Source organism: Methylobacillus caricis (assembly GCF_020532705.1).
Classification (GTDB): Bacteria; Pseudomonadota; Gammaproteobacteria; order Burkholderiales; family Methylophilaceae; genus Methylobacillus; species Methylobacillus caricis.
On the sequence record NZ_JAJAVD010000004.1, the window covers coordinates 256,317 to 281,432 of the forward strand.

The 25,116-nt window shown below is 55.1% G+C and carries 28 protein-coding genes; 6 read left to right on the forward strand and 22 right to left on the reverse strand.

Annotated elements, in window-relative coordinates; all coding sequences use genetic code 11:
- Nucleotides 1–10: 10 nt before the first annotated feature.
- From xerD to LG200_RS11740, 18 genes are all read right to left on the reverse strand, one after another.
- Nucleotides 11–907, reverse strand: coding sequence for a site-specific tyrosine recombinase XerD (gene xerD, locus LG200_RS11655; RefSeq protein ID WP_226757796.1), 897 nt, complete (start codon nucleotides 905–907; stop codon nucleotides 11–13).
- Nucleotides 907–1,383 (reverse strand): methylated-DNA--[protein]-cysteine S-methyltransferase, encoded by a 477-nt coding sequence (locus LG200_RS11660; RefSeq protein WP_226757797.1) that lies wholly within the window; start codon nucleotides 1,381–1,383, stop codon nucleotides 907–909. Before LG200_RS11660 ends, xerD begins: the two co-directional genes overlap by 1 nt.
- 97 nt (nucleotides 1,384–1,480) lie before the next feature.
- On the reverse strand, nucleotides 1,481–1,879 hold the full coding sequence (gene rplS, locus LG200_RS11665) for a 50S ribosomal protein L19 (protein WP_226757798.1): 399 nt from the start codon (nucleotides 1,877–1,879) through the stop codon (nucleotides 1,481–1,483).
- A 13-nt stretch (nucleotides 1,880–1,892) separates the two neighbouring features.
- On the reverse strand, nucleotides 1,893–2,651 hold the full coding sequence (gene trmD / locus LG200_RS11670) for a tRNA (guanosine(37)-N1)-methyltransferase TrmD (protein ID WP_226758251.1): 759 nt from the start codon (nucleotides 2,649–2,651) through the stop codon (nucleotides 1,893–1,895).
- Nucleotides 2,652–2,683: 32 nt separating this feature from the next.
- Nucleotides 2,684–3,178, reverse strand: coding sequence for a ribosome maturation factor RimM (gene rimM, locus LG200_RS11675; RefSeq protein WP_226758252.1), 495 nt, complete (start codon nucleotides 3,176–3,178; stop codon nucleotides 2,684–2,686).
- Between the two features lie 53 nt (nucleotides 3,179–3,231).
- Entirely contained in the window at nucleotides 3,232–3,480 is a 249-nt protein-coding gene (gene rpsP, locus LG200_RS11680; protein WP_226757799.1) for a 30S ribosomal protein S16, read from the reverse strand.
- Between the two features lie 71 nt (nucleotides 3,481–3,551).
- Entirely contained in the window at nucleotides 3,552–4,241 is a 690-nt protein-coding gene (queC, locus tag LG200_RS11685) for a 7-cyano-7-deazaguanine synthase QueC (protein ID WP_226757800.1), read from the reverse strand.
- 137 nt (nucleotides 4,242–4,378) lie between these two features.
- Nucleotides 4,379–5,017, reverse strand: coding sequence for a 7-carboxy-7-deazaguanine synthase QueE (gene queE, locus LG200_RS11690; RefSeq protein WP_226757801.1), 639 nt, complete (start codon nucleotides 5,015–5,017; stop codon nucleotides 4,379–4,381).
- A 7-nt stretch (nucleotides 5,018–5,024) separates the two neighbouring features.
- The gene (locus LG200_RS11695) at nucleotides 5,025–5,849 is read right to left on the reverse strand and encodes a YbgF trimerization domain-containing protein (RefSeq protein WP_226757802.1); all 825 of its coding nucleotides are present in this window, start codon (nucleotides 5,847–5,849) and stop codon (nucleotides 5,025–5,027) included.
- A 6-nt stretch (nucleotides 5,850–5,855) separates the two neighbouring features.
- Nucleotides 5,856–6,395 (reverse strand): peptidoglycan-associated lipoprotein Pal, encoded by a 540-nt coding sequence (gene pal / locus LG200_RS11700; RefSeq protein ID WP_226757803.1) that lies wholly within the window; start codon nucleotides 6,393–6,395, stop codon nucleotides 5,856–5,858.
- A 65-nt stretch (nucleotides 6,396–6,460) separates the two neighbouring features.
- On the reverse strand, nucleotides 6,461–7,747 hold the full coding sequence (gene tolB, locus LG200_RS11705) for a Tol-Pal system beta propeller repeat protein TolB (protein WP_226757804.1): 1,287 nt from the start codon (nucleotides 7,745–7,747) through the stop codon (nucleotides 6,461–6,463).
- Between the two features lie 62 nt (nucleotides 7,748–7,809).
- A complete protein-coding gene (locus tag LG200_RS11710; RefSeq protein ID WP_226757805.1) occupies nucleotides 7,810–8,616 on the reverse strand; it encodes a TonB C-terminal domain-containing protein in 807 nt (268 codons plus the stop codon).
- Nucleotides 8,617–8,622: 6 nt separating this feature from the next.
- Nucleotides 8,623–9,015, reverse strand: coding sequence for a biopolymer transporter ExbD (locus LG200_RS11715; RefSeq protein ID WP_226757806.1), 393 nt, complete (start codon nucleotides 9,013–9,015; stop codon nucleotides 8,623–8,625).
- 9 nt (nucleotides 9,016–9,024) lie between these two features.
- Entirely contained in the window at nucleotides 9,025–9,699 is a 675-nt protein-coding gene (gene tolQ / locus LG200_RS11720) for a protein TolQ (RefSeq protein ID WP_226757807.1), read from the reverse strand.
- Nucleotides 9,696–10,115 carry a tol-pal system-associated acyl-CoA thioesterase gene (gene ybgC, locus LG200_RS11725; protein ID WP_226757808.1) on the reverse strand — a complete coding sequence of 140 codons (420 nt, stop codon included), beginning with the start codon at nucleotides 10,113–10,115 and terminating at the stop codon, nucleotides 9,696–9,698. Before ybgC ends, tolQ begins: the two co-directional genes overlap by 4 nt.
- On the reverse strand, nucleotides 10,112–11,149 hold the full coding sequence (gene ruvB, locus LG200_RS11730; protein WP_226757809.1) for a Holliday junction branch migration DNA helicase RuvB: 1,038 nt from the start codon (nucleotides 11,147–11,149) through the stop codon (nucleotides 10,112–10,114). Before ruvB ends, ybgC begins: the two co-directional genes overlap by 4 nt.
- Nucleotides 11,150–11,266: 117 nt before the next feature.
- Nucleotides 11,267–12,307, reverse strand: coding sequence for an L-glyceraldehyde 3-phosphate reductase (gene mgrA / locus LG200_RS11735; RefSeq protein WP_226757810.1), 1,041 nt, complete (start codon nucleotides 12,305–12,307; stop codon nucleotides 11,267–11,269).
- Nucleotides 12,308–12,333: 26 nt separating this feature from the next.
- Nucleotides 12,334–13,359 carry a LacI family DNA-binding transcriptional regulator gene (locus LG200_RS11740; RefSeq protein WP_226757811.1) on the reverse strand — a complete coding sequence of 342 codons (1,026 nt, stop codon included), beginning with the start codon at nucleotides 13,357–13,359 and terminating at the stop codon, nucleotides 12,334–12,336.
- 214 nt (nucleotides 13,360–13,573) lie between these two features.
- Here LG200_RS11740 and LG200_RS11745 point away from each other — a divergent pair, with 214 nt between their 5' ends.
- The 6 genes from LG200_RS11745 to LG200_RS11770 all read left to right on the forward strand — a co-directional run bounded on the left by LG200_RS11745 (nucleotide 13,574) and on the right by LG200_RS11770 (nucleotide 21,401).
- Entirely contained in the window at nucleotides 13,574–14,713 is a 1,140-nt protein-coding gene (locus LG200_RS11745) for an ABC transporter ATP-binding protein (RefSeq protein ID WP_226757812.1), read from the forward strand.
- Entirely contained in the window at nucleotides 14,710–15,978 is a 1,269-nt protein-coding gene (locus tag LG200_RS11750; protein WP_226757813.1) for an ABC transporter substrate-binding protein, read from the forward strand. Before LG200_RS11745 ends, LG200_RS11750 begins: the two co-directional genes overlap by 4 nt.
- A gap of 2 nt (nucleotides 15,979–15,980) precedes the next feature.
- Complete coding sequence (locus tag LG200_RS11755) at nucleotides 15,981–16,898, forward strand: carbohydrate ABC transporter permease (protein ID WP_226758253.1); 918 nt, start codon at nucleotides 15,981–15,983, stop codon at nucleotides 16,896–16,898.
- The gene (locus tag LG200_RS11760) at nucleotides 16,898–17,716 is read left to right on the forward strand and encodes a carbohydrate ABC transporter permease (protein WP_226757814.1); all 819 of its coding nucleotides are present in this window, start codon (nucleotides 16,898–16,900) and stop codon (nucleotides 17,714–17,716) included. The genes LG200_RS11755 and LG200_RS11760 overlap by 1 nt, the downstream gene beginning before the upstream one ends.
- A gap of 89 nt (nucleotides 17,717–17,805) precedes the next feature.
- Complete coding sequence (locus LG200_RS11765) at nucleotides 17,806–20,094, forward strand: TonB-dependent receptor (protein ID WP_226757815.1); 2,289 nt, start codon at nucleotides 17,806–17,808, stop codon at nucleotides 20,092–20,094.
- Nucleotides 20,095–20,096: 2 nt separating this feature from the next.
- Complete coding sequence (locus tag LG200_RS11770) at nucleotides 20,097–21,401, forward strand: LLM class flavin-dependent oxidoreductase (protein ID WP_226757816.1); 1,305 nt, start codon at nucleotides 20,097–20,099, stop codon at nucleotides 21,399–21,401.
- A 782-nt stretch (nucleotides 21,402–22,183) separates the two neighbouring features.
- Here the strand turns inward: LG200_RS11770 and ruvA are convergent.
- The 4 genes from ruvA to LG200_RS11790 all read right to left on the reverse strand — a co-directional run bounded on the left by ruvA (nucleotide 22,184) and on the right by LG200_RS11790 (nucleotide 25,105).
- Nucleotides 22,184–22,768 carry a Holliday junction branch migration protein RuvA gene (ruvA, locus tag LG200_RS11775; protein ID WP_226757817.1) on the reverse strand — a complete coding sequence of 195 codons (585 nt, stop codon included), beginning with the start codon at nucleotides 22,766–22,768 and terminating at the stop codon, nucleotides 22,184–22,186.
- Complete coding sequence (gene ruvC, locus LG200_RS11780; RefSeq protein ID WP_226757818.1) at nucleotides 22,765–23,307, reverse strand: crossover junction endodeoxyribonuclease RuvC; 543 nt, start codon at nucleotides 23,305–23,307, stop codon at nucleotides 22,765–22,767. The genes ruvA and ruvC overlap by 4 nt, the downstream gene beginning before the upstream one ends.
- A complete protein-coding gene (locus LG200_RS11785) occupies nucleotides 23,307–24,032 on the reverse strand; it encodes a YebC/PmpR family DNA-binding transcriptional regulator (RefSeq protein ID WP_226757819.1) in 726 nt (241 codons plus the stop codon). Before LG200_RS11785 ends, ruvC begins: the two co-directional genes overlap by 1 nt.
- Before the next feature lie 155 nt (nucleotides 24,033–24,187).
- Nucleotides 24,188–25,105: a DMT family transporter gene (locus tag LG200_RS11790; protein WP_226757820.1), complete on the reverse strand. Its 918-nt coding sequence runs from the start codon at nucleotides 25,103–25,105 to the stop codon at nucleotides 24,188–24,190.
- Between the last annotated feature and the right edge of the window lie 11 nt (nucleotides 25,106–25,116).

Consider the following 25,116-nt stretch of genomic DNA (forward strand, 5'->3'; position numbering starts at 1 on the left):
ACTGAAGTCATTACCCCCTGGGATGATGCACTTGATGTAATTGCTTCAATCTTTCCCGCGCCACATGGGTATAGATTTGCGTGGTGGAAATATCGGCATGGCCCAGCAGCATCTGTACCACCCGCAAGTCTGCGCCATGGTTCAGCAGGTGGGTGGCAAAAGCATGCCGCAGCACATGAGGGGAAAGCTGAGTACGAATACCCGCCTGCAATGCATAGCGCTTGATCAAATACCAGAAAGCTTGCCGCGTCATGCCCGAGCCGCGCTGCGTGACAAACAGGTGATCGCTCAGACGCTGCTGCAATATATACGGCCGCCCCTCTTGCAGATAACGCGCAATCCAGTCTACCGACTCTTCGCCCAATGGTACAAGGCGCGTCTTGCTGCCCTTGCCAGTCACACGCACTACACCATCGGTCAGGCTGGCTTGCGTCACTTCCAGGCCAACCAGTTCCGACACACGCAAACCGGTAGCATAGAGCGTTTCCAGCATGGCGCGGTCACGCAGGCCAACTGCATCCCGCACGTCAGGTGCCTGAATCAACCGCTCCACATCCGCCTCGCTCAGACTCTTGGGCAGTGAGCGCGGTAGCTTGGGCGATTCTATGCGCAGGCTGGGGTCCTCATTGATATGATTTTCGCGCAATGCGAATCTGTACATGCGGCGCAAACTGGCAACCAAGCGACCGATACTGCGTGGTTTGCTTTGAGGGAATCGCACTGCAATATAGGCCTGAATATCGTCCTGCCTGGCGTCAAGCAGCCGCTTGCCTTTTGCTCCATTCAACCACGCGGCAAAAGCTGCAAGGTCAAGGCGGTAACTGTCCAGAGTATTTTTTGCCAGCCCGTCTTCCAGCCATAGGTGGTCAATGAAACTGTCCAGCAATACCTGATTATCCAGTGTCATCACTGCTTTTCGTGTTGCAGCAACCAGCGCTTGATTTCAAGCCCCTTGGCAGTTCCTTGCATAAATCCCCCTATACCGCTCTTGGCCACTATGCGATGGCAGGGAATCAACAATGGCAGGTGATTGGCTCCACAGACATTGGCCACAGCGCGCGGACCGGAAGCAACCTGCTCCGCCAGCTCGCTATAGCTCCATACCTGCCCAAGGGGAATCTCGCTCATTTTGCGCCAGACCCTCTTCTGGAACGGCGTCCCTTGCAAGAGATGTGGAATATCCAGCGTGGTTGATGAATCCTGGAGATATTGTTTCAGCTGTTGCGCGACATATTGTGCAAAAGGTTGTGGAATACAGTAAGGCGACATGGATTCCGGAATGAGATTTATTCCGGTGACATACTCCTCATCAACCAATATGCCTACCGCCCCGAAGGGCGCTTCAATCAATGCGTCAAAATTCTGGCGAATGTGCTTATCCATGAACCCATTTTAGCCCAAACCCCAAGGACGAAAAACCTTGTGCCAGAAAATAAAAAAGCCCCGGAAACCGGAGCTTTTCTGGGAAGCAAACTGCAGCTTATTCTGCGCTGCTTGTTTCCTTGTTGGTGTCTTTGGTGCGCAGTTGCAACTTTTCCTTGATACGTGCGGACTTGCCTGAACGCTCACGCAGGTAGTAGAGCTTGCTGCGACGTACGTCACCGCGGCGCTTGACTTCGATGCTGGCGATCAGCGGGGAGTAAGTCTGGAATGTACGCTCAACACCTTCGCCGGAAGAAATCTTGCGAACGATGAAGGAGGAGTTCAATCCACGGTTACGGATGGCGATGACAACGCCTTCGTAAGCCTGCACACGCTTACGTGTGCCTTCAACCACGTTCACACCAACCACTACGGTGTCACCAGGGGCAAAGCTAGGGATAGTCTTGCCAAGACGGGCAATTTCTTCCTGTTCCAGTTGCTTGATAATATCAGCCATTTTGTGCTTCCTTTTAGTTATGGGAATCTTGTTCCTGCTCTATTTCCATGAGCAGCCGAGATTCCTCTTTCGTCAACGACCTTGCGGCCAATAAATCCGGGCGCCTGGCCCGGGTTCGCGTCAGCGATTGTTTCAATCGCCATCGCTTGATCTTTGCATGGTTGCCGGAAAGCAGCACTTCCGGCACCCTCTGTCCCGCATACTCCTCGGGACGCGTGTAATGCGGGCAATCCAGCAAACCATCGACAAAGGAGTCTTCCTCTGCCGATCCGGCATCGCCGAGACTACCCGGCAACTGCCTGACGATGGCGTCTATCAGCACCATAGCGGGAATCTCACCGCCGGATAGCACATAATCGCCTATCGAATATTCTTCATCCACCACACTGTTGAGCAAGCGCTCGTCAACACCTTCGTAGCGGCTTGCCAGCAATATCAAGCCCGGCTCCTCACTCAATTGCATCACATGCTCATGCTTGAGCGGTATGCCCTGGGGTGAAAGATGGATCACCTTGCTGCTTGCCACCCCTGCTTGCTGCTGCCTTACCTTGGCAGCCTGGATTGCGCTTGCCAGCGGCTCTGCCAGCATCACCATGCCAGGACCGCCACCATAGGGCCGGTCATCTACCGTACGATAATTGTCGCTGGTGAAATCCCGTGGATTCCACAATTGCAGATCATATATCTGGCGTTCAAGCGCACGAGAGGTGATACCAAAGTTACTCAAGGCCTCAAACATCTGTGGAAACAAAGTCACCACATCAAACTGCATAGTGCGCTTCACAGATAGCTTATCTGCCTCGCTCAAAACTCCGCATCCCAGTCAACCAGCATCGTTTTGGCAGCGACATCAACCTCAAGCACCACTTGCCCGATAAACGGAATCAAACGCTCCCGCTCACCTTTTACAACAATCACGTCATTGGCACCTGTGGCAAATACATCGGCAATCCTGCCCAAGTCAACCGCCTGCTGGTTTTTGACTTCAAGCCCGATCAGGTCCGACCAGTAATACTCATCTTCTTCCGGAACAGGCAATTCATCCCGCGGCACTGCCACTTGCATGCCCTTGCAGGCAAAAGCGGCGTCTCGGTCATCCACACCCGCCAGCTTGACTAAAAGCAGCGCGTTATGAACCTTTGCCTTTTCAACCTCAAGCTCACGCCACTGAGTGGAATCTTGCGGGTTGCCCCGCCCCAACCACCAGTTGTCGTAATCGAACAGGCTATCCAGGTACTCTGTATCTGGCTGGATTTTCAGCCAGCCATAAACGCCATAAGGGGCGACAACGCGCCCCATAATGACTAATTCACTCACAAATCAGCTACCCGCCGTTTTACAACGGCAAGGCATTAAGCAGCTTTGGCAGCTTGCTTGACCAGACGAGCAACACTGTCTGACAGTTGTGCGCCATTGCTGCGCCAGTGAGCGATACGCTCGCCGTTCAGGCGCAAGCCTTCTTGACCTTCTTTAGCCAAAGGGTTGTAGAAACCTACACGCTCAATGAAACGGCCATCACGGCGGTTGCGGGAATCTGCCACAACAACGCTGTAAAAAGGAGCTTTCTTCGCGCCACCGCGGGCGAGACGAATAATCACCATAATCTTGTTCTCTTTAGACTAGACAGAAAGGCGCGGATTTTACGTTATTTTCTATGCGCTTGGCAAGACAATTATGTATTTCTTGCCGAATCCGCATAACGCGTCGGGTCCGCCAGGCCCGCCGCAATAAAGCCCTGCCTGCGCAAACGGCATGAATCGCAAACGCCGCAGGCATGGCCGCGGTCGTCAGCCTGATAACAGGAAACCGTGCTGGCGTAGTCCACGCCCAGGGCTGTGCCCTGGGTGACAATCTCGGCCTTTGTCATATCGATCAAGGGCGCATGGACAGTAATGGTCTTGCCTTCAACGGCACTCTTGGTCGCCAGGTTGGCCATGCGTTGGAAAGCTTCCACATATTCGCCACGACAATCAGGATAACCCGAGTAATCCAGCGCATTGACACCAATAAAGATATCCCGCGATTCCAGCACTTCCGCCCAGGCCAACGCCAGAGAAAGCATGATGGTATTGCGCGCAGGCACATAAGTGACCGGTATGCCCTCTGTGGGCTCCTGTGGGACATCTATTGCATTGTCCGTGAGGGCCGACCCACCAAACATGGAAAGATCGAGCTGAGCGGTACGGTGTGCGGCAGCGCCAAGCAGCTTGGCTACATTCTCGGCTGCATGCAATTCGGCGCGATGACGCTGGTGATAGTCCAAACTCAGGCAATAGGACTCATAACCCCGGCTACGCGCGATGGCGAGCACCGTGGCTGAGTCCAGTCCTCCCGACAGGAGCACTACTGCTTTCTTACTCATGAATTTAATTCCGTACAAATACTGAACGCCAGACAGGCTGAAACCTAATTAAACCAGTCACTACATAAAACAAAAAGGATTTCAGCCAGGACCAGCTACAGTAAACCACCAAGAGGATTGACTCACAACTGCTCAACCTACTTGCCAGGAGTTTCACCCCACAAGATTTTATGCAACTGCACCTGCATACGTACCGGCAATCTATCCTGCAGCACCCAGTCTGCGAGGTCTGTGGGTGTGACCTGGCTGAACACCGGCGAGAATATCACCTGGCATTTCTCATTAAGGGCATGCTCGGCCAGCAACTGCTTGGCCCAGTCGTAATCCTCGCGACTGCAGAGCACAAACTTGATTTCGTCATTGGGCTTGAGCCGCTGCAGGTTTTCCCACTTGTTATTGGCCAATTCGCCGGAACCAGGGGTCTTGATATCCAGGATCACCGCGACACGCTCATCCACGCCATCAGTGGCAATAGCGCCACCAGTTTCAAGTGAAACCTCGTAACCCTCGTCGCACAAGCGCTTGAGCAAGTTGAGGCATTCCTTCTTTTGCGCCAGCGGCTCGCCGCCCGTGACGCAGACGTACTTGGCACCGTAGCTCTCAACCTGCGCCATGATATCGTCAAGCAACATATTGCTGCCGCCCTTGAAGGCATATTCGGTATCGCAATAGACGCAACGCATCGGGCAACCGGTCAGCCGTACAAAAACGGTGGGCATGCCTACACGTGACGACTCCCCTTGCAGGGAGTGGAATATTTCATGGATGCGCAACACGGGAAAGCTATCTGGACTTGATCGAGTCCAGCACGTTCAGGCGCCGTTTGGCACTGGGAGCCAGCTCGTGATTGGGAAACTTCTCAAGCAGGCTGCGCAAGGTTTTCTTGGCATTATCTACCTCGGAGAGCTGGATCTGGCTGTTGGCAATACTAAACATGGCATCCGGCACTTTATCGCTATTGCCATATTGTGAAATCAGCTTTTGTTGCGTGCTGATAGACGCTTTGTAATTCTTCAACGAGAACTGGGCGCTGCCCAAGCCCAACAAGGCCTCTGGCGCCTTGCTGCTACCGGGGTGCGCTTGCAGGAATTTGCTGTATGCATCAAATGCTTCCTTGAATTTGCCAGAGGCAGATAATGCTTTTGCAGCCTCCAAGTCCTTCAGTTCACCACCGTCTCCATTTTCTGCAGATGACTGTGGCTGGCCTTGCTCGTCTGCATTGTTTGCAGCATTAGCGCCGCCAATACCGGCTTCTTCAATTTTACGCAGACGCCCATCTGTGTCAGCGTAAAGGTCACGCTGGCGTTGCTGTACATTTTCAATATTATGATTGGCGACTTCCAGATCGCCCTTGAGGCGACTGATTTCCTGATTAAGCTTGTCTATCTGACCCAGGAGATCCAGCATGCCCTGGCTTTTCATTTCCAGGGCTTGCTGGCTTTTCTTCAATTCAGCCAATGCTGATTGCGTTTCCTGATTCTGACTTTGCACCTGCTGTTGCAGATCGGCGATTTTTTTTCTTGCTTCATCATCACCAAAAAGCGCAGCCTGCACTAAGTGTGGCAGTGAGAGAAAAGCTGCTACCAGCAGAACCAGAGAACGCTGCATGATGAATTACTCGCCTTGATAGATGATATCAACGCGACGATCTTGCTTGTAGCAAGAGTCATCAGCACAAGTGGTGTTTGCCTTTTCCTTACCGAAACTTACAGTTTCGATCTGCGCATCCTGCACGCCCAGCAGGTTCAATACCTTCTTGACGGAAACTGCACGACGTTGACCCAGGGACAAGTTGTACTCACGAGTACCGCGATCATCGGTATTGCCTTGCAGGAATACCTTGGCATCGCTGTGTGATGTCAAGTACTTGGCATGAGCTTCGATCAGAGGACGATACTCAGACTTAACAGCATCGCTATCGAAATCGAAGTACACGTTGCGCTTGGACAGGATGTTGTTGGGATCCTTCAATGGGTTGCTGGCCAATGATGAGTCACTTACGCCACTGGTAGCAGATTCGTTGCTGGTAGTAGTTTGGGTGGCCACAGGGCTCTTGTCTTCAACAGCTGCCTGTGGGGTTTCCTTCACGGCCTTGCTTGAACAAGCTGCCAACATCGCTGCCAACAACACGCTCATCACTAAACGTTTATTCATTTATTCTCTCCTTTAAATAAGACACACACTATCAACTGGTTACCACACTAAAAACTTGCTGATGTTTATTGACTGACGACAGGACCCCAGGCAGGCTCGCGTACATCGCCGCCGGTTTCGCTCAAACGCTGCCTGACCTTTCCATCTGCAGACACTGCAGCCAATGCGCCCTTGCCATTGATGCGTGTCGCATAGAGGATCATGCGGCCATTTGGAGCGAAGCTGGGTGACTCGTCCCTGGCTGTATCGCTGAGAATTTGCACTTGCCCACTCGCAACATCCTGCAAGGCAACCCTGAACCTGCCTTCGTCCCTGCGGATATAAGCAAGAGACTTGCCATCCGGCGAGATACGTGGACTGACGATATAGCTGCCTTCAAATGTCACGCGCGAAGCATCGCCACCACTGGTGGACATGCGGTATATCTGCGGATTGCCGCCGCGGTCTGAAGTGAAATATATATACCGGCCGTCAGGAGACCATACTGGCTCGGTATCAATTGCACTGGTATGCGTCAGCTGCTGCAAACCGGTGCCGTCCGCATTGATGCTGTAAATCTGCGAGTTGGCAGCATAGGTCAACACAATGGCCAGACGCTTGCCATCGGGAGACCATGACGGCGCACTATTGTTGCCCTTGAAGTTAGCCAACACGGTACGCTGTCCAGACACCAGGGACTGCACATAAACAATGGGCTTTTTCTTTTCAAAGGAAACATACGCCAACCTGGTGCCGTCAGGCGACCATACAGGGGAAATGATGGGCTCTACCGAGGACACCACGGTTTGTGGATTATAGCCATCCGCATCAGCGACCTGCAGGGAATAACGGCCATTCGTTTTGGTGACATAGGAAATGCGGGTGGCAAATACGCCCGGCTCTCCAGTCAGTTTTTGGTAGATCACATCAGCAATGCGGTGTGCAGTCATGCGTAGCTGGGCAGGCGTAATGTTGTATTCCATCCCGACCAGCTGATTCTGCTTGTAAACATCCAGCAAGCGGAAAGACACCTTGAGGCGGTTGCCAGGCAAGGTTTCTATACTGCCGATGGTCAACGCCTGTGCCTGGATTGCCGCCCAGTCAGAATAACTTACCTGGCTGATGTCGCTCGGCTGGTTGGCAACACCGCGTGTTTCCAACACACGAAACAAGCCGCTGCGCCGCAAGTCGGCACCAATGATGTTGGCAATGGTGTCCTGCTGCCCGGCGATCTGCCCCGGCTGGGCAAAAGGCACAATCGCAATGGGAATCTGCTGGGCGGCGCCACCGACAATTTCAATTGTCAGGGCAGCCTTGGCAGACAAAGGCAGGATAAAAACTAAAAGACTGAGAAATAAGCGTAATTTATTCATTTGTGGTTAGGGTAATAAAGTTATGCAAAGTTCCCCGGCTGGCAAGCGCACATTCTATCAAACTAGTTATCATTATTAGGGCTGAATTTAAGCTTTAAATCGCGAAACTGCGAAAAAAGCTCCGGCTGCGGCGGCAAAGGCAGCGGTTGTGACTGCAAAATCGCACGCTCCACAGCCTCGTCACAAGCCGGCAGCCCGCTGCTCTTCAGCAAGCGCGGTGTACCAATGACCTCTCCGGTTGGCATGAGACTGATACCTACCTCAAGCTCGGGCTTGCCGTTACCGCACAACTGTCGGTTCACGTTGCGCTTAATCTTTGCCTGAATCAACCCGATATACTTGCCGACCTCGCTTTGATTGATGACATTGGCACCCTCCTGGGCGGGCCCCTGCTTCTTGGCTGGTGCTGGTTGCGAATCCTCTTCCAGCAACTGCTGCTGCAGTTTCTTCAACTCCTCCAGCTTCTTTTTATCGTCTTTCTTTGGTTCAGGCTTGGGTTTCTCCGGCTCAGGCTTCGGCTTTTCCGGCTTGGGCTTCTCTACCTTGGGCTTCGGCTTTTCCGGCTCCTTCTTCACCTGGATTTCTGCCTCAGGCTGTGGCTCTGGAGCAGGTTCAGGCTTAGGCTCTGGTTTTGGCTCAGGCCTGGGTTCCGGTTTTGGCTCTGGGGCAGGTTCCGGCTTGGGCTGGGGAGGTTTTGCCACTGGTTTTTCCGATGGCAGGTTTTCCCAAAGCTCGACTTGCGCCACTATTACTGGATGCTCAGTTTTCCAGTTGAATGAAAACAGCAGCAGGGCCAGTAGAATTATATGCACCAGGAAAGAAAGTGCACCGGCCCGAACAATAAAAGGATTCGCTTGACGTTTTTTCATTAGCGTCTAGTTGTTTGATGCAGGCTTGAGCAGGAGACCAACCTTGTACTGTTTCAGGCTATCCATCAAGGTAACGACCTTGTCATACTGCACATTTTTATCTGCAGCGATCACAATGGCGCGCTCTGGCGTTTTTTCCAGCAGGTTCTTCACTTCGAACAGCAGTTGGTCACGTTCCATCACCTTGCTCTCGATTTCAGCCTTGCCGTCAGCCTTGACCGTGATCACGATAGGCGCAGCGGTTTGCTTGAGAGTCTGCCCCACCTGCGGCAACTCAACCACACCGGGATTGGTCATGGGTGCCGTCACCATGAAAATCACCAGCAACACCAGGGTAACGTCGATATAAGGTACGACATTAATCTGGTTCATCAGGCGGCGGGATTTACGACGACTCATCAGTCCTCCTTAAGCCTTGCGTTGCAGGATATTGGTAAATTCTTCCATGAAGCTTTCATAACGCACTGCCAACCTGTCCACTGAGGCGGTAAAGCGGTTGTAGGCAATCACGGCAGGAATGGCCGCAAACAGGCCTATGGCAGTTGCCACCAGCGCCTCGGCAATACCGGGCGCCACATGTGCCAAGGTTGCCTGCGCCATATTGGCCAAGCCACGGAATGCATTCATGATGCCCCAGACCGTACCAAACAAACCAATGTAAGGACTAACAGACCCAACCGAAGCCAGGAAAGGCAGGTGAGAGTCAAGTTCGTCCATTTCCCGGTTGTATGCGGCACGCATGGCACGCCTCGCGCCTTCGGTAATGTCGCTGACCTCCAGGCCACTCTGACGCCTGAGGCGCGCATACTCCTTGAAACCTGCCTCAAAAATACTGGCCAAGCCCTGCACATTGCGTCGACCAGAGGTCACGCTTTCATACAACTGGTTAAGGTCGCCGCCTTTCCAGAATACACGCTCAAAATCCTCTGCCGCGCTGTCCGCAGTCTTGATGGTGAATACCTTGATGAATATATACCACCATGAAACCAGCGAAGTCAGGAGCAGCAAGGCCATGACAATCTGCACCGGCACACTGGCGCCCGTAATCAGCGTTAAAAACGACATGTCTTCAGTAAGATTCATTCAAACTCCGTAGGATTGATCACATTGCGCATGATGACCGGTATGGCAACCGGCGTAAATTTTTCAGCGTCTATACAGACGACTTCTATGGCGGCATCTACCAGCAGCTCATCATCACGATAAATAAGCTGCTCAAACTTGATCAGGCTGCGGCCCAGTTCAACAAGACGGGTCACAACCTGTAATGCATCATCGAAGCGGGCTGGGCGACGGTATTTTAGCGCAAGGCCGCGCACCACAAACAAGACTCCGAGATCATCTCTTAGTTCCGCCTGGCCGAAACCCTGGCTGCGTAGAAATTCAGTGCGTGCGCGTTCCATGAACTTGAGGTAATTGGCATGGTAGACCACGCCACCACTGTCTGTATCCTCATAGTAAACACGTATCGGCCAATGGAACTCCCTGCTTGCACTCATTGCTGCCAGAGCTCTCCTGTACCGAGTTTTCCTGGCACTGCCAGCCCGAAATGCTGGTAAGCCTGCTGGGTGGCGATACGTCCGCGCGGGGTGCGCATGAGGTAGCCCTGCTGGATCAGGTAGGGCTCAAGCACGTCCTCGATAGTGTCACGTTCTTCACCAATCGCGGCCGCAAGATTGTCGAGCCCGACTGGGCCGCCATCGAATTTCTCCAACACGGCCAGCAGCAGCTTGCGGTCCATCACATCAAAGCCCAGCTTGTCCACATCCAGCATTTTCAGAGCGGCATCCGCGATTTCAGGGGTCACCACTCCGTCCGATTTCACTTGCGCATAGTCCCTTACACGGCGCAGCAAGCGGTTGGCAATACGCGGTGTGCCACGCGAGCGGCGCGCGATTTCCAGGGCGCCTTCCTGTTGCATGGAAACTTCAAGCAAGCCCGCTGAACGATAAACAATGCGTGACAGCTCTTCAGAAGTGTAAAACTCCAGGCGCGACACTATGCCAAAACGGTCCCGCAAGGGATTGGTCAGCATACCAGCGCGAGTGGTGGCCCCGACCAGGGTGAATGGCGGCAGGTCCAGGCGTACAGAACGTGCCGCCGGGCCTTCGCCTATCATGATGTCGAGGCGGTAGTCTTCCAGCGCAGGGTAAAGGATTTCCTCGACCACGGGCGATAGCCTGTGAATCTCGTCGATAAACAGCACATCGTTGGGCTCGAGGTTGGTGAGCAAGGCGGCAAGGTCGCCCGCACGCTCCAGCACCGGCCCCGAGGTCTGGCGCATATTGACGCCCATTTCCCTGGCGATAATGTGTGCGAGCGTGGTCTTGCCCAATCCGGGCGGCCCGAACAGCAGCACATGGTCGAGCGCCTCGGAGCGGCCGCGCGCAGCATTGATGAAAATCTCCAGCTGGGAGCGAGCCTTTTCCTGTCCCACATACTCATCCAGCACTTTGGGGCGCAAGGCACGCTCCAGCGCTTCTTCCTGCGGGCTTTGGGGAGAGGGGGCGATTAAACGGTCAGTTTCTATCATCAGTTGGAATTTTTAGCTTTGCTTCACTCCGCAGCTGCAACCAGCCAGCGACATATGCGCATGATACAGAAAAGCCAGTGATTGTTCTCCACCTTGCCTTAAAACATTACATCATGATTATTTCCACTCGCTGGAAGAACCCGCCCATAAATCAATGCCGCCTTCCTGGGCGAGCGTGTCTATGGCTGCAAGCTCGTCCTGTGAAAATGCAAGGTTCTGCAATGCGGCAACATTCTCGTGGATTTGCTGGCTATTGCTGGCGCCGATCAGGGTGGAGGTCACCCGCTCGTCACGCAATACCCAGGCCAGCGCCATCTGCGCGAGAGATTGGCCGCGTTGCAAGGCGATCTGGTGGAGTCCGCGGATGCGGTTGAGGTTTTCCTCGCTCAAATGACTGGGTTGGATGGAACTACCGCCTGGACGGTTAATGCGTGCATCCTGCGGGATACCATTGAGGTATTTATCTGAAAGCAGCCCCTGCGCCAGGGCCGTGAAAGTGATGCAGCCCATGCCTTCCTGCTGCAGGGTGGCAAGCAGGTCTTTTTCTATCCAGCGGTTCAACAGATTGTAGGAAGGCTGATGGATCAGGCAAGGCACTTTCCATTCCCGTAACAGCCGGGAAGCTTCCAGTGTTTTGGCTGGAGAATACGACGATATGCCCACATATAGCGCTTTGCCTTGCTGCACTGCACTGGCCAGGGCGCCCATGGTTTCCTCGAGAGGCGTTTCCGCATCGAAGCGGTGGGAGTAGAAAATATCCACATAGTCCAGGCCCATACGCTGCAAACTCTGGTCGAGGCTAGCAAGCAGGTATTTGCGCGAACCGCCGCCCTGGCCGTAAGGGCCGGGCCACATATCCCAGCCTGCCTTGGTGGAAATAATGAGTTCGTCGCGGTAGGGCCGGAAATCCTGCTTGAATATCTGCCCGAAATTGGTTTCCGCGCTGCCGTATGGCGGGCCGTAGTTGTTGGCGAGGTCGAAATGGGTAATGCCGAGGTCGAAAGCGGTGCACAGCATATCGCGCTGCACGGCAATATTGGTGTTGTCGCCAAAGTTATGCCACAAGCCCAGCGACAACAGCGGTAGCTTGAGCCCGCTGTTGCCGCAACGGCGGTATTGCATCTGGTCATAACGGCTGGCATTGGCCTGGTAAGTCATTACTCACTCCTTCAATTCATCAAAATTCAAGCGCTCTCTCGCGCAATCAATTCACAGTCGAGCAGGTTGAGGCGCTGAACCGGACCTTCGACAGACGCTTCTCCCAATGTCTGCAATATCCTTAGCGCCGCCACCTCGCCGATCTCTCTGGCAGGCGGGCGTATGGTAGTCAGGCTGGGCAACAGCATCTCGGAAAAAGCATAGTTGCCAAAACCGAAGATGGCGCAATCCTCGGGGAAACGCATGCCGGCGCGAGCGCCTGCGAGCATGCCGCCCGCAGCCAGGTTGTCGTTGGCAAAGATGATCGCCTCGGCGGGTTGCTTGCGCAACAACAAGGAATTGACCGCCTGCCGCCCCGCCTCGAATGGGTCTGCCTGGGTAGGCACAAACACCCAGGGTTCCAGGCCATGCTCGGTCATGCGGGCGATATAACCATCGCGCCGGTCAAGTGCACTCAAGTCGCCGATCAGGCTGTTCTGCACAAATGCGATCCGCTTGTAACCCTTGCCATGCAAATACTCTACCGATTGCCGCCCGACATCAACATGAGAGAAACCAACCTGCACGGGCTTGCGCTCGGGCACGTAGTCCCAGGTTTCCACCACAGGCATGGTGGCCTTTGCAATCAGCCGCTCCGTTCCCTCGGAATGGTACTGGCTGGTCAGGACTAGGGCAGCGGGAGACCAACCGAGGAAAGCACGCACGGCATCCTCTTCCTTTTCCACGGAGAAATAGCTGGAAGCAAGCAGCAATTGGTATCCGTGCCGGTTCAATTCATCACTGAAACTCTGGATGGTATTGGCAAAAATGGGGCCGGAAATATTGGGAATCACCATCGCCACGATGCGCCCCCGCGTCGAGGCCAGCCCACCCGCTGCATGGTTGGGGAGGTAATCCAATGCATTGACTGCCTCGGCAATGCGATCACGCAATGCCTGCGACACGATATCCGGCTGCTTGAAATAACGCGAAACCGTAATTGAAGACACGCCCGCCAGCTTGGCAACGTCATGAACCGTTGCCCTTCCCAGGCCCTTGCGCTTACCCGACATGCTTATTCATCTCTTTTCTATATAACATTTTTAACTATTTATTTTTTATTTAATTCTTTGACAGCATACAAAGACTTGCCCAAACTTTTCGCAATGTTACCGGTAACATCATCGAGATTATCAGTGTTTATTCAAAATTCAAAACAATTGTTTACGGGGAGGAGCAAGCTCTTCTTGAACACCGCGCCCACCTTCACGCCGCAGTCAGGAAGATATGGCCAAGCTTAGCCTGCAACGGCTGGGCAAGCATTTTGCCCAAATGCCCATTCTCAAGGAAATCGACCTTGATATCGCCTCAGGCGAGCTCATCGTCCTGGTCGGCCCCTCGGGATGTGGCAAGTCCACGCTGCTGCGCATCCTGGCCGGCCTGGAAGAAGCTGACGAAGGCCAGGTGATCCTCGACGGCCGCAGCATCAACCGCCTCCCGCCGCGCGAGCGCAACATGGCCCTGGTGTTTCAGGACTACGCACTATATCCGCACAAGACCGTTTATGACAATCTGGCCTTCGGCCTGAGCATCCGCGGCACGCCCAAGCATGAAATCCAGCAAAAGGTACATGCCGCCGCCGATCTGCTGCAGTTGACAGGCTTATTGCAACGCAAGCCCGCTGCCTTGTCTGGCGGTCAACGCCAGCGCGTCGCGATCGGCCGTGCGCTCGTACGCGAAGCTCAACTTTTCCTGTTCGACGAGCCGCTCTCCAACCTTGATGCCAAGCTGCGCACCGAGATGCGTATGGAGATCAAGCGCCTGCACCAGCGCCTGGGCAAGACCATGATCTACGTCACGCACGACCAGGTGGAAGCCATGACGCTGGCCGACCGCATCGCCGTCATCAACCATGGCCGCATAGAACAGCTGGGCACACCTGCGGAAATCTACCAATTCCCGGCGACGACGTTTGTTGCAGGTTTCATGGGCGCCCCTCCCATGAATCTGCTCACGCTGCCTTTGCAGTTGTCAACCGGAAACGCCACTGCTTTTATCGCGGGGCAGGCATTGCCTACCCATCCCCTGGAAAACCATCTAGAAAAGGAAATTACGCTCGGCATCCGGCCGGAGCACTTGCACGTTAGCGAGTCCTTCCTAAATGGCCAGCCTAGCTTGGCCCTGAATGCCGTTGTTGAACTGGTGGAGCCGCTGGGTTCCGAGACCATTGCCACATTGCGCCTGGAACAGCCTACGGCGAATCTTGAGCAATACACCGTGCAGGCCCGCTTTCCAGGCAACCAGTCCATATCGAGCGGGCAAAAGCTGCAAGTCCATGTCGCCTATGCCAACCTCCACTGGTTTGACAGCAATAGCGGCATTCGCCTTACCACCAGCCAAGCCAGCAATGCGGAGCAGGTAGCATGATTAGCATCACCCCCCCATTGCGCATCATTAGCCTGTGCCTGCTTCTGCTGAGCACAATTTCTGCGCAGGCAGAGACCGTGCTGCGGGTCTTTATCGGCGGTGCAGCGCAGCGCCCGGATTTATTCCGCACATTGGCAGACCGCTATGAAGCCAGCCATCCCGGCATTCGCATAGAAATCGGCAGCGGAGCCGCCACCTCAGAACTGCAACGCAAATACCTTTCCGTATTGCTCAATGCGCACGACCCGAGCTTTGATGCCTTGATGCTGGATATCGTCCATCCATACCAGTTTGCCACTGCGGGCTGGATTGCGCCTCTCGACCCCTATTTCGGCGAAGAAAGGGAAAAACTGCTGGCCGACGGCCTGCCGGTCTACCGCCAGACCAACTTGGTCAAGGGCAGGCTCTACACCTTGCCTGCGGTAACCGACGCCATGTTTATGTATTACCGCAAGGATCTATTGGCGCAATACGGCATCGCGCCCCCGCAAACCTGGCACGAGCTGGAGACTGCCGCACAGACGATCCTCAAGCAAGAGAAAAAATCCGCCCTGCAAGGGCTTTCCATCCAGGGCGCGCCGATCGAAGGCACAGTGTGCAGCTTTCTGCTGCCTTACTGGAGCCAGGGCAAGGATATCCTGGATGCCAACGGCAAGCTGGCGCTGGATAAACCCGCGGCATTGCGCAGCCTGCAATTGTGGAAAGGCCTGATCGAGAAGAATGTGATCCGCCGCCACGTTGCCGAGGTCAAGACCGGCGACACCGTCAATACATTCAAGGCTGGCAATGCCATTTTCGCGATCAACTGGGGGTTCGCCTGGGGCGTGTTCCAGAACGACGCGGATTCCCGCGTCAAGGACAAGGTCGGCATCATCCGCATGCCAGCGATGCAAGACGGGGAGCATGCAACCTGCCTGGGCGGCTGGCAGTGGGCGCTCTCCAACTATTCGCGCAACAAGGCGCAGACAGCCGACTTCCTGCGCTTCTTGGCATCGCCTGAAAGCGTGCGCTACATCACCCTGCAAGGCGCGCTGCTGCCGCCTTACCTTTCGCTTTATGACGACGCGGATGTCCAGGCCATCATTCCCTGGCTCAACAATGCCAAACCTGCCCTGATGGGCGCCAAGTCACGTCCGCTGACCCCGCGCTACGCCCAGGTATCGGACGTGCTGCGCATATCGACTTCCGCCGTGCTGGCGGGCTCGCTGACAGCCGAAGAAGGCCTGGAAGACATCAGCCGCCGGCTGGAAAGGATATTGCGTTGAGCGTGCGCACACTTTTCAGTCGGCAACAGGACGGCCTGCGCAACAGGCTGGGAGACATCAGTGAAGCATCGCTGGCGTTCTGGCTATTGCTGCCCGCAACTCTGCTGCTGGGACTGATCGTGGTTTATCCGGTTGCCAAGGTCATCCATGACAGCCTGTACTCCATCAGCCTGTTCAGCGAGAGCGGCCCGGTGTTCATCGGCCTGGCCAATTATGCAGACGCCCTGCGTGACCCGGATGTCTGGCGCGCCGTCCGCTTCACGCTGGCCTTGTGCATCGTCACCGTTCCCGGCGCATTGCTGGTCGGCCTGGTGCTGGCGCTGCTCGCCAACCGTGAATGGAAATGGCGCTGGCCGGTGCGGCTGGCGCTGCTGCTGCCCTGGGCATTGCCGCTGGCATTCTCCGGCATGATCTTCGCCTGGTTCTTCAACACGGAATACGGCGTGGTCAATGACCTGTTGCGCCGTGCCGGGTTTGCGCCCATCTCTTTTCTGCTGATCCCGCAATGGGGCTTCCTCGCCATCTGCATTGCCACCATATGGAAGACATCCTCCTTTGTTGCGCTGATCCTGCTCGCGGGCCTGCAAACCATCCCGCGCAGCCTGTACGAAGCCGCAGAGCTGGAAGGCGCCAGCCGCTGGCAAATATTCCGCCACGTCACATTGCCATTGCTGGTTCCCGCGCTGATGGTCGCGCTGATCTTCCGCACCATCAGCGCATTGCAATCCTTCGATATCCCGTATGCCATGACGCAAGGCGGCCCGGCGCGTTATACGGAAACGCTTTCCATCCTGATCAACACCACCGCCATCGAGTACATGGATGTCGGCTATGGCTCCGCCCTTGCAGTGCTGCTGTTCGTGCTTTCCATGGCCGCGAGCTCGCTCTACCTGCGCAAGCTATACAAGGGGACGCTGTGATGCTGAAGCTACCCTTGCGCTGGATTGCCGCCGCCGTGTTGTTGATCAATGGCTTCTTCCCGGCCTTGTGGATATTGCTGACTTCGTTCAAGAGCGATATCGAGCTTGCCCAGACGCCGATCACCTGGCTGCCGCAGAATCCCGGCCTGGGCAATTATATCCATGCATTCAGCGACCAGCCCTTGCTGCTGTTCCTTGGCAACAGCTTCGCTGTCGCCCTGCTTTCCACCTTGCTCACGCTGTTTGCCGCCACCGGCGCCGCCTATGCGTTGACCCGGCTGCACCTGCGCCACCGCGGGCTGATTCTCACCTTGCTCGTCGCCGTGGCGATGTTCCCGCCCGCCACCCTGCTGGTGCCATTGTTCGAGATCATGCGCGGCCTGGGCCTGATCAACACCTACGGCGCGCTAATCCTGCCTTATGCCGTGCAAAGCTTGCCGGTGTGCACACTGGTGCTGGCAAGCTTTTTCCAGCAAGTGCCAAAGGACATCGAAAACGCCGCCATGCTCGACGGTTGCACCAGGCTGCAGGCGCTTTACCGCATCGTCCTGCCATTGTCTGCTCCTGGAGTCTTCACGGCAGGCATCCTGGCCTTCGTCAATGCCTGGGATGAGTTCCTGTTGGCATTGGCATTGAATGCCGCACCGGGCAGCCGGACACTGCCAGTAGGCATTCTGCTTTACCAGGGTGAGTTCACCTTCCCGTGGCCAGTCATTTCTGCCGCCTTGGTGGTCGCCATTGTGCCGCTCGCCATCCTCATCATTGTATTCCAGGAGCGCGTCATCAGTGGGCTGACAACGGGAGGTATCAAGGGATGAACAACGTTTTTCATTTTTCATGGTTTCCCGACAACGGGTATCAGACTGACTACTACATCAATATTTATAACTAGATTAGGGGAATTTTCATGAAACCAAACCACACTCATCTACAACAGTTCCGGCGCCGGGGCATTAGCTTGGCACTGGCATCCGCACTGCTTTCCGGTGGCATGTCTGCCGCACTCGCTGCCGAAGGCGATGCTGAAGCCCAAACTGAAAACACGCCAGCCACCGCCGAGCAGGAAGCCCAGCCTGCGCTTGGCACCATCACTGTCACCGCCACCCGCCGTGAAGCCAGCCTGCAGTCGGTTCCTGTCGCGGTATCCGTGCTGGACGGCCGCAAACTTGAGCAATCCAACCTCAACAGCATCCAGACGATTGCCAACGAAGTCCCCAGCCTGACTTTCCGCCAGCAAGGCGGCAACAAGGACTCCTCCATCCTGATCCGCGGCGTTGGCACCATTTCCACTTCACCCGGTATCGAACCTACCGTCTCCACCGTGATTGACGGTGTCGTCTACGCCCGTCCGGGCCAAGCCACACTGGACCTGCTGGATGTGGAACGAATTGAAGTATTACGCGGCCCGCAAGGCACCTTGTTTGGTAAAAATGCTTCTGCTGGCGTGATCAATGTTGTCACTCGTGAACCCAGTGCCGATCCTCACGCCTATGTCGATACTTCCTACTACGAAGGCGGAGAAAAACGTATCCGCCTTGGCCTTTCCGGCACACTGGTGCCCGACCTGCTCCATGCCTCCATCAATGCCCTCTGGGCCGACTATGACGGCAATGTGAAAAACGTGCTCGGCGGCCATCTCAATGGTTATGAAAGGGAAGGCGCACGTGCCAAGTTCCTGCTGACCCCGACTGAAGACCTCGACATCACCCTGATCGCCGACTATACCCATGGCACCAATAGCGTGCCCGGTGCAACCGGCGTACCTTATAGTTCCAGCAATGCAGCTTTCAACCAGGCCATCAGTCCTGTTAGCGCTAGCAAGGGCAACCGCAAAGTCTACACCGATGGCAAGAGCGAAGTCACCGATACAAACCAGGGTATCTCTGCACAGATCGACTGGCGCTTCAATGACTACACACTGACATCGATCACGGCTTTCCGGACCTGGGATAACACACAGAACACCTCAACATCCCCGATTGGCAACAACTATGACCCATTGCGGATCACCGCAGCATATCCGGCAACACGCGATCGCGGCACCGTAGACTCCAAGCAGTTCTCGCAGGAAGTCCGCATCGCATCGCCCAAGGAACAATTTCTGGAATATGTCGCGGGTATCTACTATCTCAAAGGCAAGACTGACGAGACTTATCAGCGTAGCGGCACTGCTAACGATGGTACTAATTTCATAGGACGAGCCGATTATGGTATAGAAAGCGACAGCGTAGCGTTGTTTGGCGAAAGTACCCTGAATTTCACGCCTGAATTCCGCGGCATCGCCGGCTTGCGCTATACGCATGACAAACTTTCCTTTGACCATGTCCGTAACTCGCCTGTCATTGGCTCAGGGGTACAAATCAGTCAACCCTTGCGCAAGGATAGCACCAGCGAAAACGCCTATTCCGGACGCCTTGGTCTCCAGTATGACCTGAGCAAGGATCTCACCACTTACTTCACTTACTCGCGTGGTTACAAGGGCCCTGCTTACAATGTATTTTTCAATATGAATCAGGCAAATGGCGATACATTGCCGCTAGATCCTGAAACTTCCAACTCCTTCGAGTTCGGACTTAAATCCGCTTATTTTGACAACCGCCTGATCCTCAACGTGGCGGCCTTTTACACCAAGTACAAAAATTACCAGGCCAATTTCTTTGACATGGTCAGCGGCACTGTTGTGACACGACTGGTGAACGCGGGCGGCGTCTCTACCCGTGGCATAGAATTTGATGCAACAGCCAAGCCTACTTCCAGGCTAACCCTGGCTGGGTCACTTGCCTACGTCAATGCACGTATTGATGAGTTCAATTGCCCGGCCAATGCCGCCGCATCTTGCGCTGTCGACGGCAAACCGCTGCCCTTCTCACCGGAGTTTAAATCCGTAGTACGCGCAAACTATGCCATTCCGCTCAATGCCGGTTACGTGATCGATCTTGGTACCGACTATACATGGCAAAGCAAACAGCAATACAGCCTGACCCAGACCAAGGACACTATTCAGGAAGCCTACGGCATCTGGAATGCCAGCGTGGCGCTCTCCACCCAGGATGGCTGGCGCTTCGCCCTGGTCGGCCGCAACTTGCTTGATCGCTCATATGCCAGCAACCTGGTGAGTCACACTACCTTCGTCAACCGCTACGTCCCTCGCGACGATGCACGCTACTTTGGCGTTCAAGTGAGGAAGGATTTCTAATCATGAGCCAACCCCGTCAACTCAGCCTGGGCGCGTTTCTCATCCGCAATGGTCACCATGTCGCAGGATGGTGCTACCCGGACAATGTGCTGGATGACGACCCGTTTGCCGTCTATAAGGAAGCGGCGCAATTGGCCGAAGTGGCAAATTTCGACGCCGTGTTTTTTGCCGATGCGCTCACCGCAGCTGCCGGCCCTGCGGGGCTGGAGCCGCTGACATTGCTCAGCGCGCTGGCGGCGGTGACCAAGCGCATCGGCCTGATCGGCACGGCGACCACCACCTATAACGAGCCTTATCATATCGCACGTAAATTTGCGTCTCTCGACCAGATTTCGCGAGGTCGCAGCGGCTGGAACCTGGTGACATCGGACAATGCCTCCGAGTCGGCCAATTTCGGCCTGCCGCAGCATGTTTCCCATGCCGAGCGCTATGCCAGGGCACGGGAATTTTATGATGTGGTGACCGGTTTGTGGGATAGCTGGGAAGAAGGCGCCTTTCTCAACGACAAGGAAAAAGGCATCTGGTTTGACCGCAGCAAGCTGCATGCGCTTGACCACCACGGCAAGCACTTCAATGTCGCCGGGCCGCTCAATGTGGCGCGCAGCCCGCAGGGACGGCCGGTGATCGTGCAGGCAGGCGGTTCCGAGGCAGGGCGCGAGCTGGCCGCAGAAACGGCGGAAGTGGTATTCACTGCCCACCCCACTTTGTCATCGGCACAGGATTTTTATCGTGATCTCAAAAGCCGCCTTGCCAGATATGGCAGAAAACCGGAAAGCCTCAAGATCATGCCTGGCATATTCAGCATTGTGGGCAGAACGCAGGCCGAAGCCAAGGCCAAGTTCAACAAGCTGCAGGAACTGGTCGACCCTGAGTCCGGCCTGGCATTGCTGGGACGCATGATAGGCAACTTCGACCTTTCCGCCTATCCAGTAGATGGCCCGCTGCCGGAACTGCCGCTGACCGACAACGGCCAGCAAAGCCGGCAGAAATTGCTGATCGAGCTGGCCCAGGGGGAAAACCTGACCATACGCCAGCTATACCTCAGGATCGCCGGCGGGCGCGGTCACCTGACCGTAATCGGTACTCCAGATACGGTTGCCGACAAGATTCAGGAGTGGTTCGAACAAGGTGCTGCTGATGGGTTTAATGTAATGGCACCGTGGCTGCCAGGAGGGCTACGCGATTTTACGGAACTGGTAGTCCCGGAACTACAGCGGCGCGGCATTTTCCGCACGCAATATCAAGGCAGCACACTGCGCGAGCACCTAGGATTGGAAAAACCGGTGAATCGGTACAGTAAAGCCTGATAGACATTAACAGCTGCCTTACAGCTTGATTGGACTTGCAATGTCTGGTGCTCAATCACCAGGCATTTTTTTCCTGAATCACCATACTCACTATGCAAGGGCGAGCGTAGCAAAGCCAAGTCGCTTCCGCTTTTGACTTTTCTCCCATGTGACCGCGCCAAGCAGCACAGCTTTCAGCGGATAAAGCCTTGCAGCGAGTTCTTCAAGGCCCGCTGAAAGTGAGCAGCGCAGGGGATATCGCGGGCAATTGGGTCGCCTTTTCTTTGGTCCTGTTTCTTTTGGCGAGACAAAAGAAATGGACTCGCTGGCAAGCGAAAGGCAACGGTTCAATGGCTTGCAATAGTGGTCAAGGCCATTGTGACTGAAAACTCTTTGTCACCTTAAACTCAACGATTTTTCTGGTCTTAATCAATACTGAGATTAGCGAGGGGATGGGTTTCGCCCCGCCGGGCGAGTCACTTTGATTTGTGTCGCCAAAGCAAAGTAACCAAAAGAAAGGCGACCCGGTTGTCTGCGTCCCGGAGCAAAGCTCCGGGCAACCTGCGTTGCTCGCTTTTAATGGGGACTGGCTGAACTCGCTATCGCGCAGACAGATGCCAGCCCTTTTCCATTAAAAGCTGCGCTACTCGGCGCAGCCAGACGGGGACCCTAAAGTCAACAGCAACTTGGCTTCGCTACGCTCGCCCTTGCTCTGCAAGTCGTCATCCTAATCCTGCCTGGCATGAATAGCAAAATTCCGGGGCATTGAACGGCATGACGTCAGAAAATTGAGATACTTTAATTTATGTTTTAGAGAGCGACTTGAGGGAAAGCTTGATACCTTCGGCAACCGCAACATCCGCAGGAAGCTGCTTGACCGCAGCCAGGGCTTCGCGCTCGTTGTAGCCCAGGGCCAGCAAGGCATTGAGCACATCCCCGCTTGCTGACTTAGCCTGACCACCTGTTGCCGATACAGTGCCGCCATCGATGGAGAACTTGTCCTTGAGCTCTAACAGGAGACGCTCTGCAGTTTTCTTGCCGATGCCCGGCACTTTGGTCAGCAAACCAGGCTCCTGTAAAGCAACAGCCTGTACCAGGTCGTCTATCGACAGGCCACTCAGGATAGCTAGCGCTGACTTCGCACCGATGCCATTTACCTTCAATAGTTGTCGGAAAGTGGCCCGCTCCTGCTCGCTGCCGAAACCGTAAAGGAGCTGTGCGTCTTCTCGCACAATGAATTGGGTGAGTAGAACAACCTTCTCGCCCGTAGCTGGCAAATTATAAAAAGTGCTCATGGGCACTTCGCATTCGTAGCCAACCCCATTGCAATCTACCACTACTTGCGGCGGTGTTTTTTCTATGAGGATACCGCTCAATCTTGCAATCATATCAACCTGCCACCCTTTACCCTGAACCCTGCCGTTGCCAATTTACCAAGCCCCTGCCCGCCGTGCGCATGGCAAATCGCGCAGGCCAATGCATCTGCCGAATCCGGCCTGGGCAGGCCGGGCAGGTTAAGCAGGCGCTTGACCATTTCCTGCACCTGATCCTTGGCCGCATGCCCGTTGCCCACCACTGACTGCTTGACTTGTAACGCCGTATACTCGGCAACCGACAGATTATTCAGCACCAGGGCGCTGATTGCGGCCCCGCGTGCCTGGCCCAAAAGCAGGGTGGATTGCGGATTGACGTTGACAAATACTTTTTCAATGGCCGATTGCTGGGGCTGGTAGGTCGCAATCACTTCCGCCAATCCATCCAGAATGGTCTTGAGCCGTGTCGGCAAGTCCTCGATCTCGCTGCCCTTGCCGGTGGTGGTCTTGATGGTGCCGCTCGCCACATAGGCGATTTTTTCACCCGTTTTCTCGATCACGCCGAAACCCGTGAGCCGCAGGCCGGGATCGATGCCGAGGATGCGAACGGTCATTACTCCTCGATCACGGCGTTAGTATAGACTTCCTGCACGTCATCCAAGTCTTCCAGCGCATCCAGCAGTTTTTGCATCTTGGCAGCATCGTCACCGGTAAATACGGTTTCATTTTCAGCCCTCATGGTGACTTCAGCCAGCACGGCTTTCAGGCCAGCAGCCTCCAGCGCTTCCTTGACGGCTGTGAAGTCGGCAGGGGCCGCGATGACTTCCACGCTGCCATCCTCATCCGTGACAACATCTTCCGCGCCCGCATCAAGCGCTGCTTCCATGACCTGGTCTTCGCTGGTGCCCGGTTCGAACACCAATACGCCACAGTGTTTAAACATGAATGACACCGAACCATCAGTGCCGAGGTTGCCGCCATTCTTGCTCAGCGCATGACGCACATCTGCCACCGCGCGCTGCTTGTTGTCCGTGAGACAATCAATAATGATAGCAGCCCCGCCGATACCGTAGCCTTCATACCGAATCTCTTCGTAGCTCACGCCTTCCAGTTCACCAGTACCGCGCTTGATGGCACGCGTGATGTTATCCGCAGGCATGTTCTGCTCCTTGGCTTCAGCCACTGCAGCGCGCAAACGCGGATTAAAGTTGATGTCACCGCCTGCCAGACGGGCCGAGACGGTGATTTCCTTGATCAGCTTGGTGAATATCTTGCCACGTTTAGCATCCTGACGACCTTTGCGATGCTGGATATTGGCCCATTTTGAGTGCCCTGCCATTTGTAAAATCCTTTGATTGCGAATTGTGCAAAAAACCTTGCGGATTTTACCATAGAGGACATGCCGAAAATACGGAGAGCCACTTCACAGCCCCAACAAAAGGCCTCAGGTTAAAGAGCGGATTATGCTCAGCGCTTCTTGATGGGTAGCGCACATCAGTCCTGCCCCATGGCAGGATCCACAGGCGCTTTGCTTCGCATGCTCTGGATGGAAATGATGAGAAGCGCCACGCCTATCAACAGCATGCCAATCACTTCACCCTGGCTCGGATTTTCACCCAGTTGCCACCAGGCCGCCAAGACACCTATCACAGGTGCAAGCAAGGAGGTCATGCTGGCAATGCCAGCTGGCAGATGTTGCAAGGCATAAAGCCAGAGCAGCCAGGCCAGTGCATTGCATAACACAGCATTGAACAGTACTGCACCTATGAAATTCGCTGTCCACTGGATGGGCGGGGCAGGCACCAGAAAGGCCACTACCACCAACGGCAAGGAACCAAACAGCATTTGCCAGGCAGTGAGTGACATAAGGTCTATGTCCGGAACACGTTGATGCAAGCGCTTGGCGACAATCACGGAAATGGCCCAGAATACGCCACCGAGAATTGCCAGCATCATGCTGAAAAGGTCGGCCCCCAGATGCAGCGGGTCCAGGATAAACAGCAGTCCCGTCACTGAAAACAACGCCGCCAGCCACTGTATACCACGAATCCTCTCGCCCAGCAGGGGCCACGCCAGCACCATGACCCAGAACGGCATGGTATAGGTCAACACGGCCGTCTTGCCGGCACCGCCTTCCACCAGCGCCCAGATGATCAAACCGGTAAAACCACAGGTCTGCAATATCCCCAGCGCGATCAGGCTGGGAATTTCTCGTGGACGCAAAGGCTTGCGCAGCAATAGCAGCAAGGCAAACAGGCATACGGCTCCATAAAAGGTACGCATGGCGCCAAACTGGAAAGCTCCGGCATAGTCGAGCGCATGCTTCATGACCACCCAGTTATATCCCCACAACACCGCCAGCAGCAGCAAGGCGGCAAATGCGCGTATTGTGGTTGAGCTCCCAGCTTTCATACCAATGATCC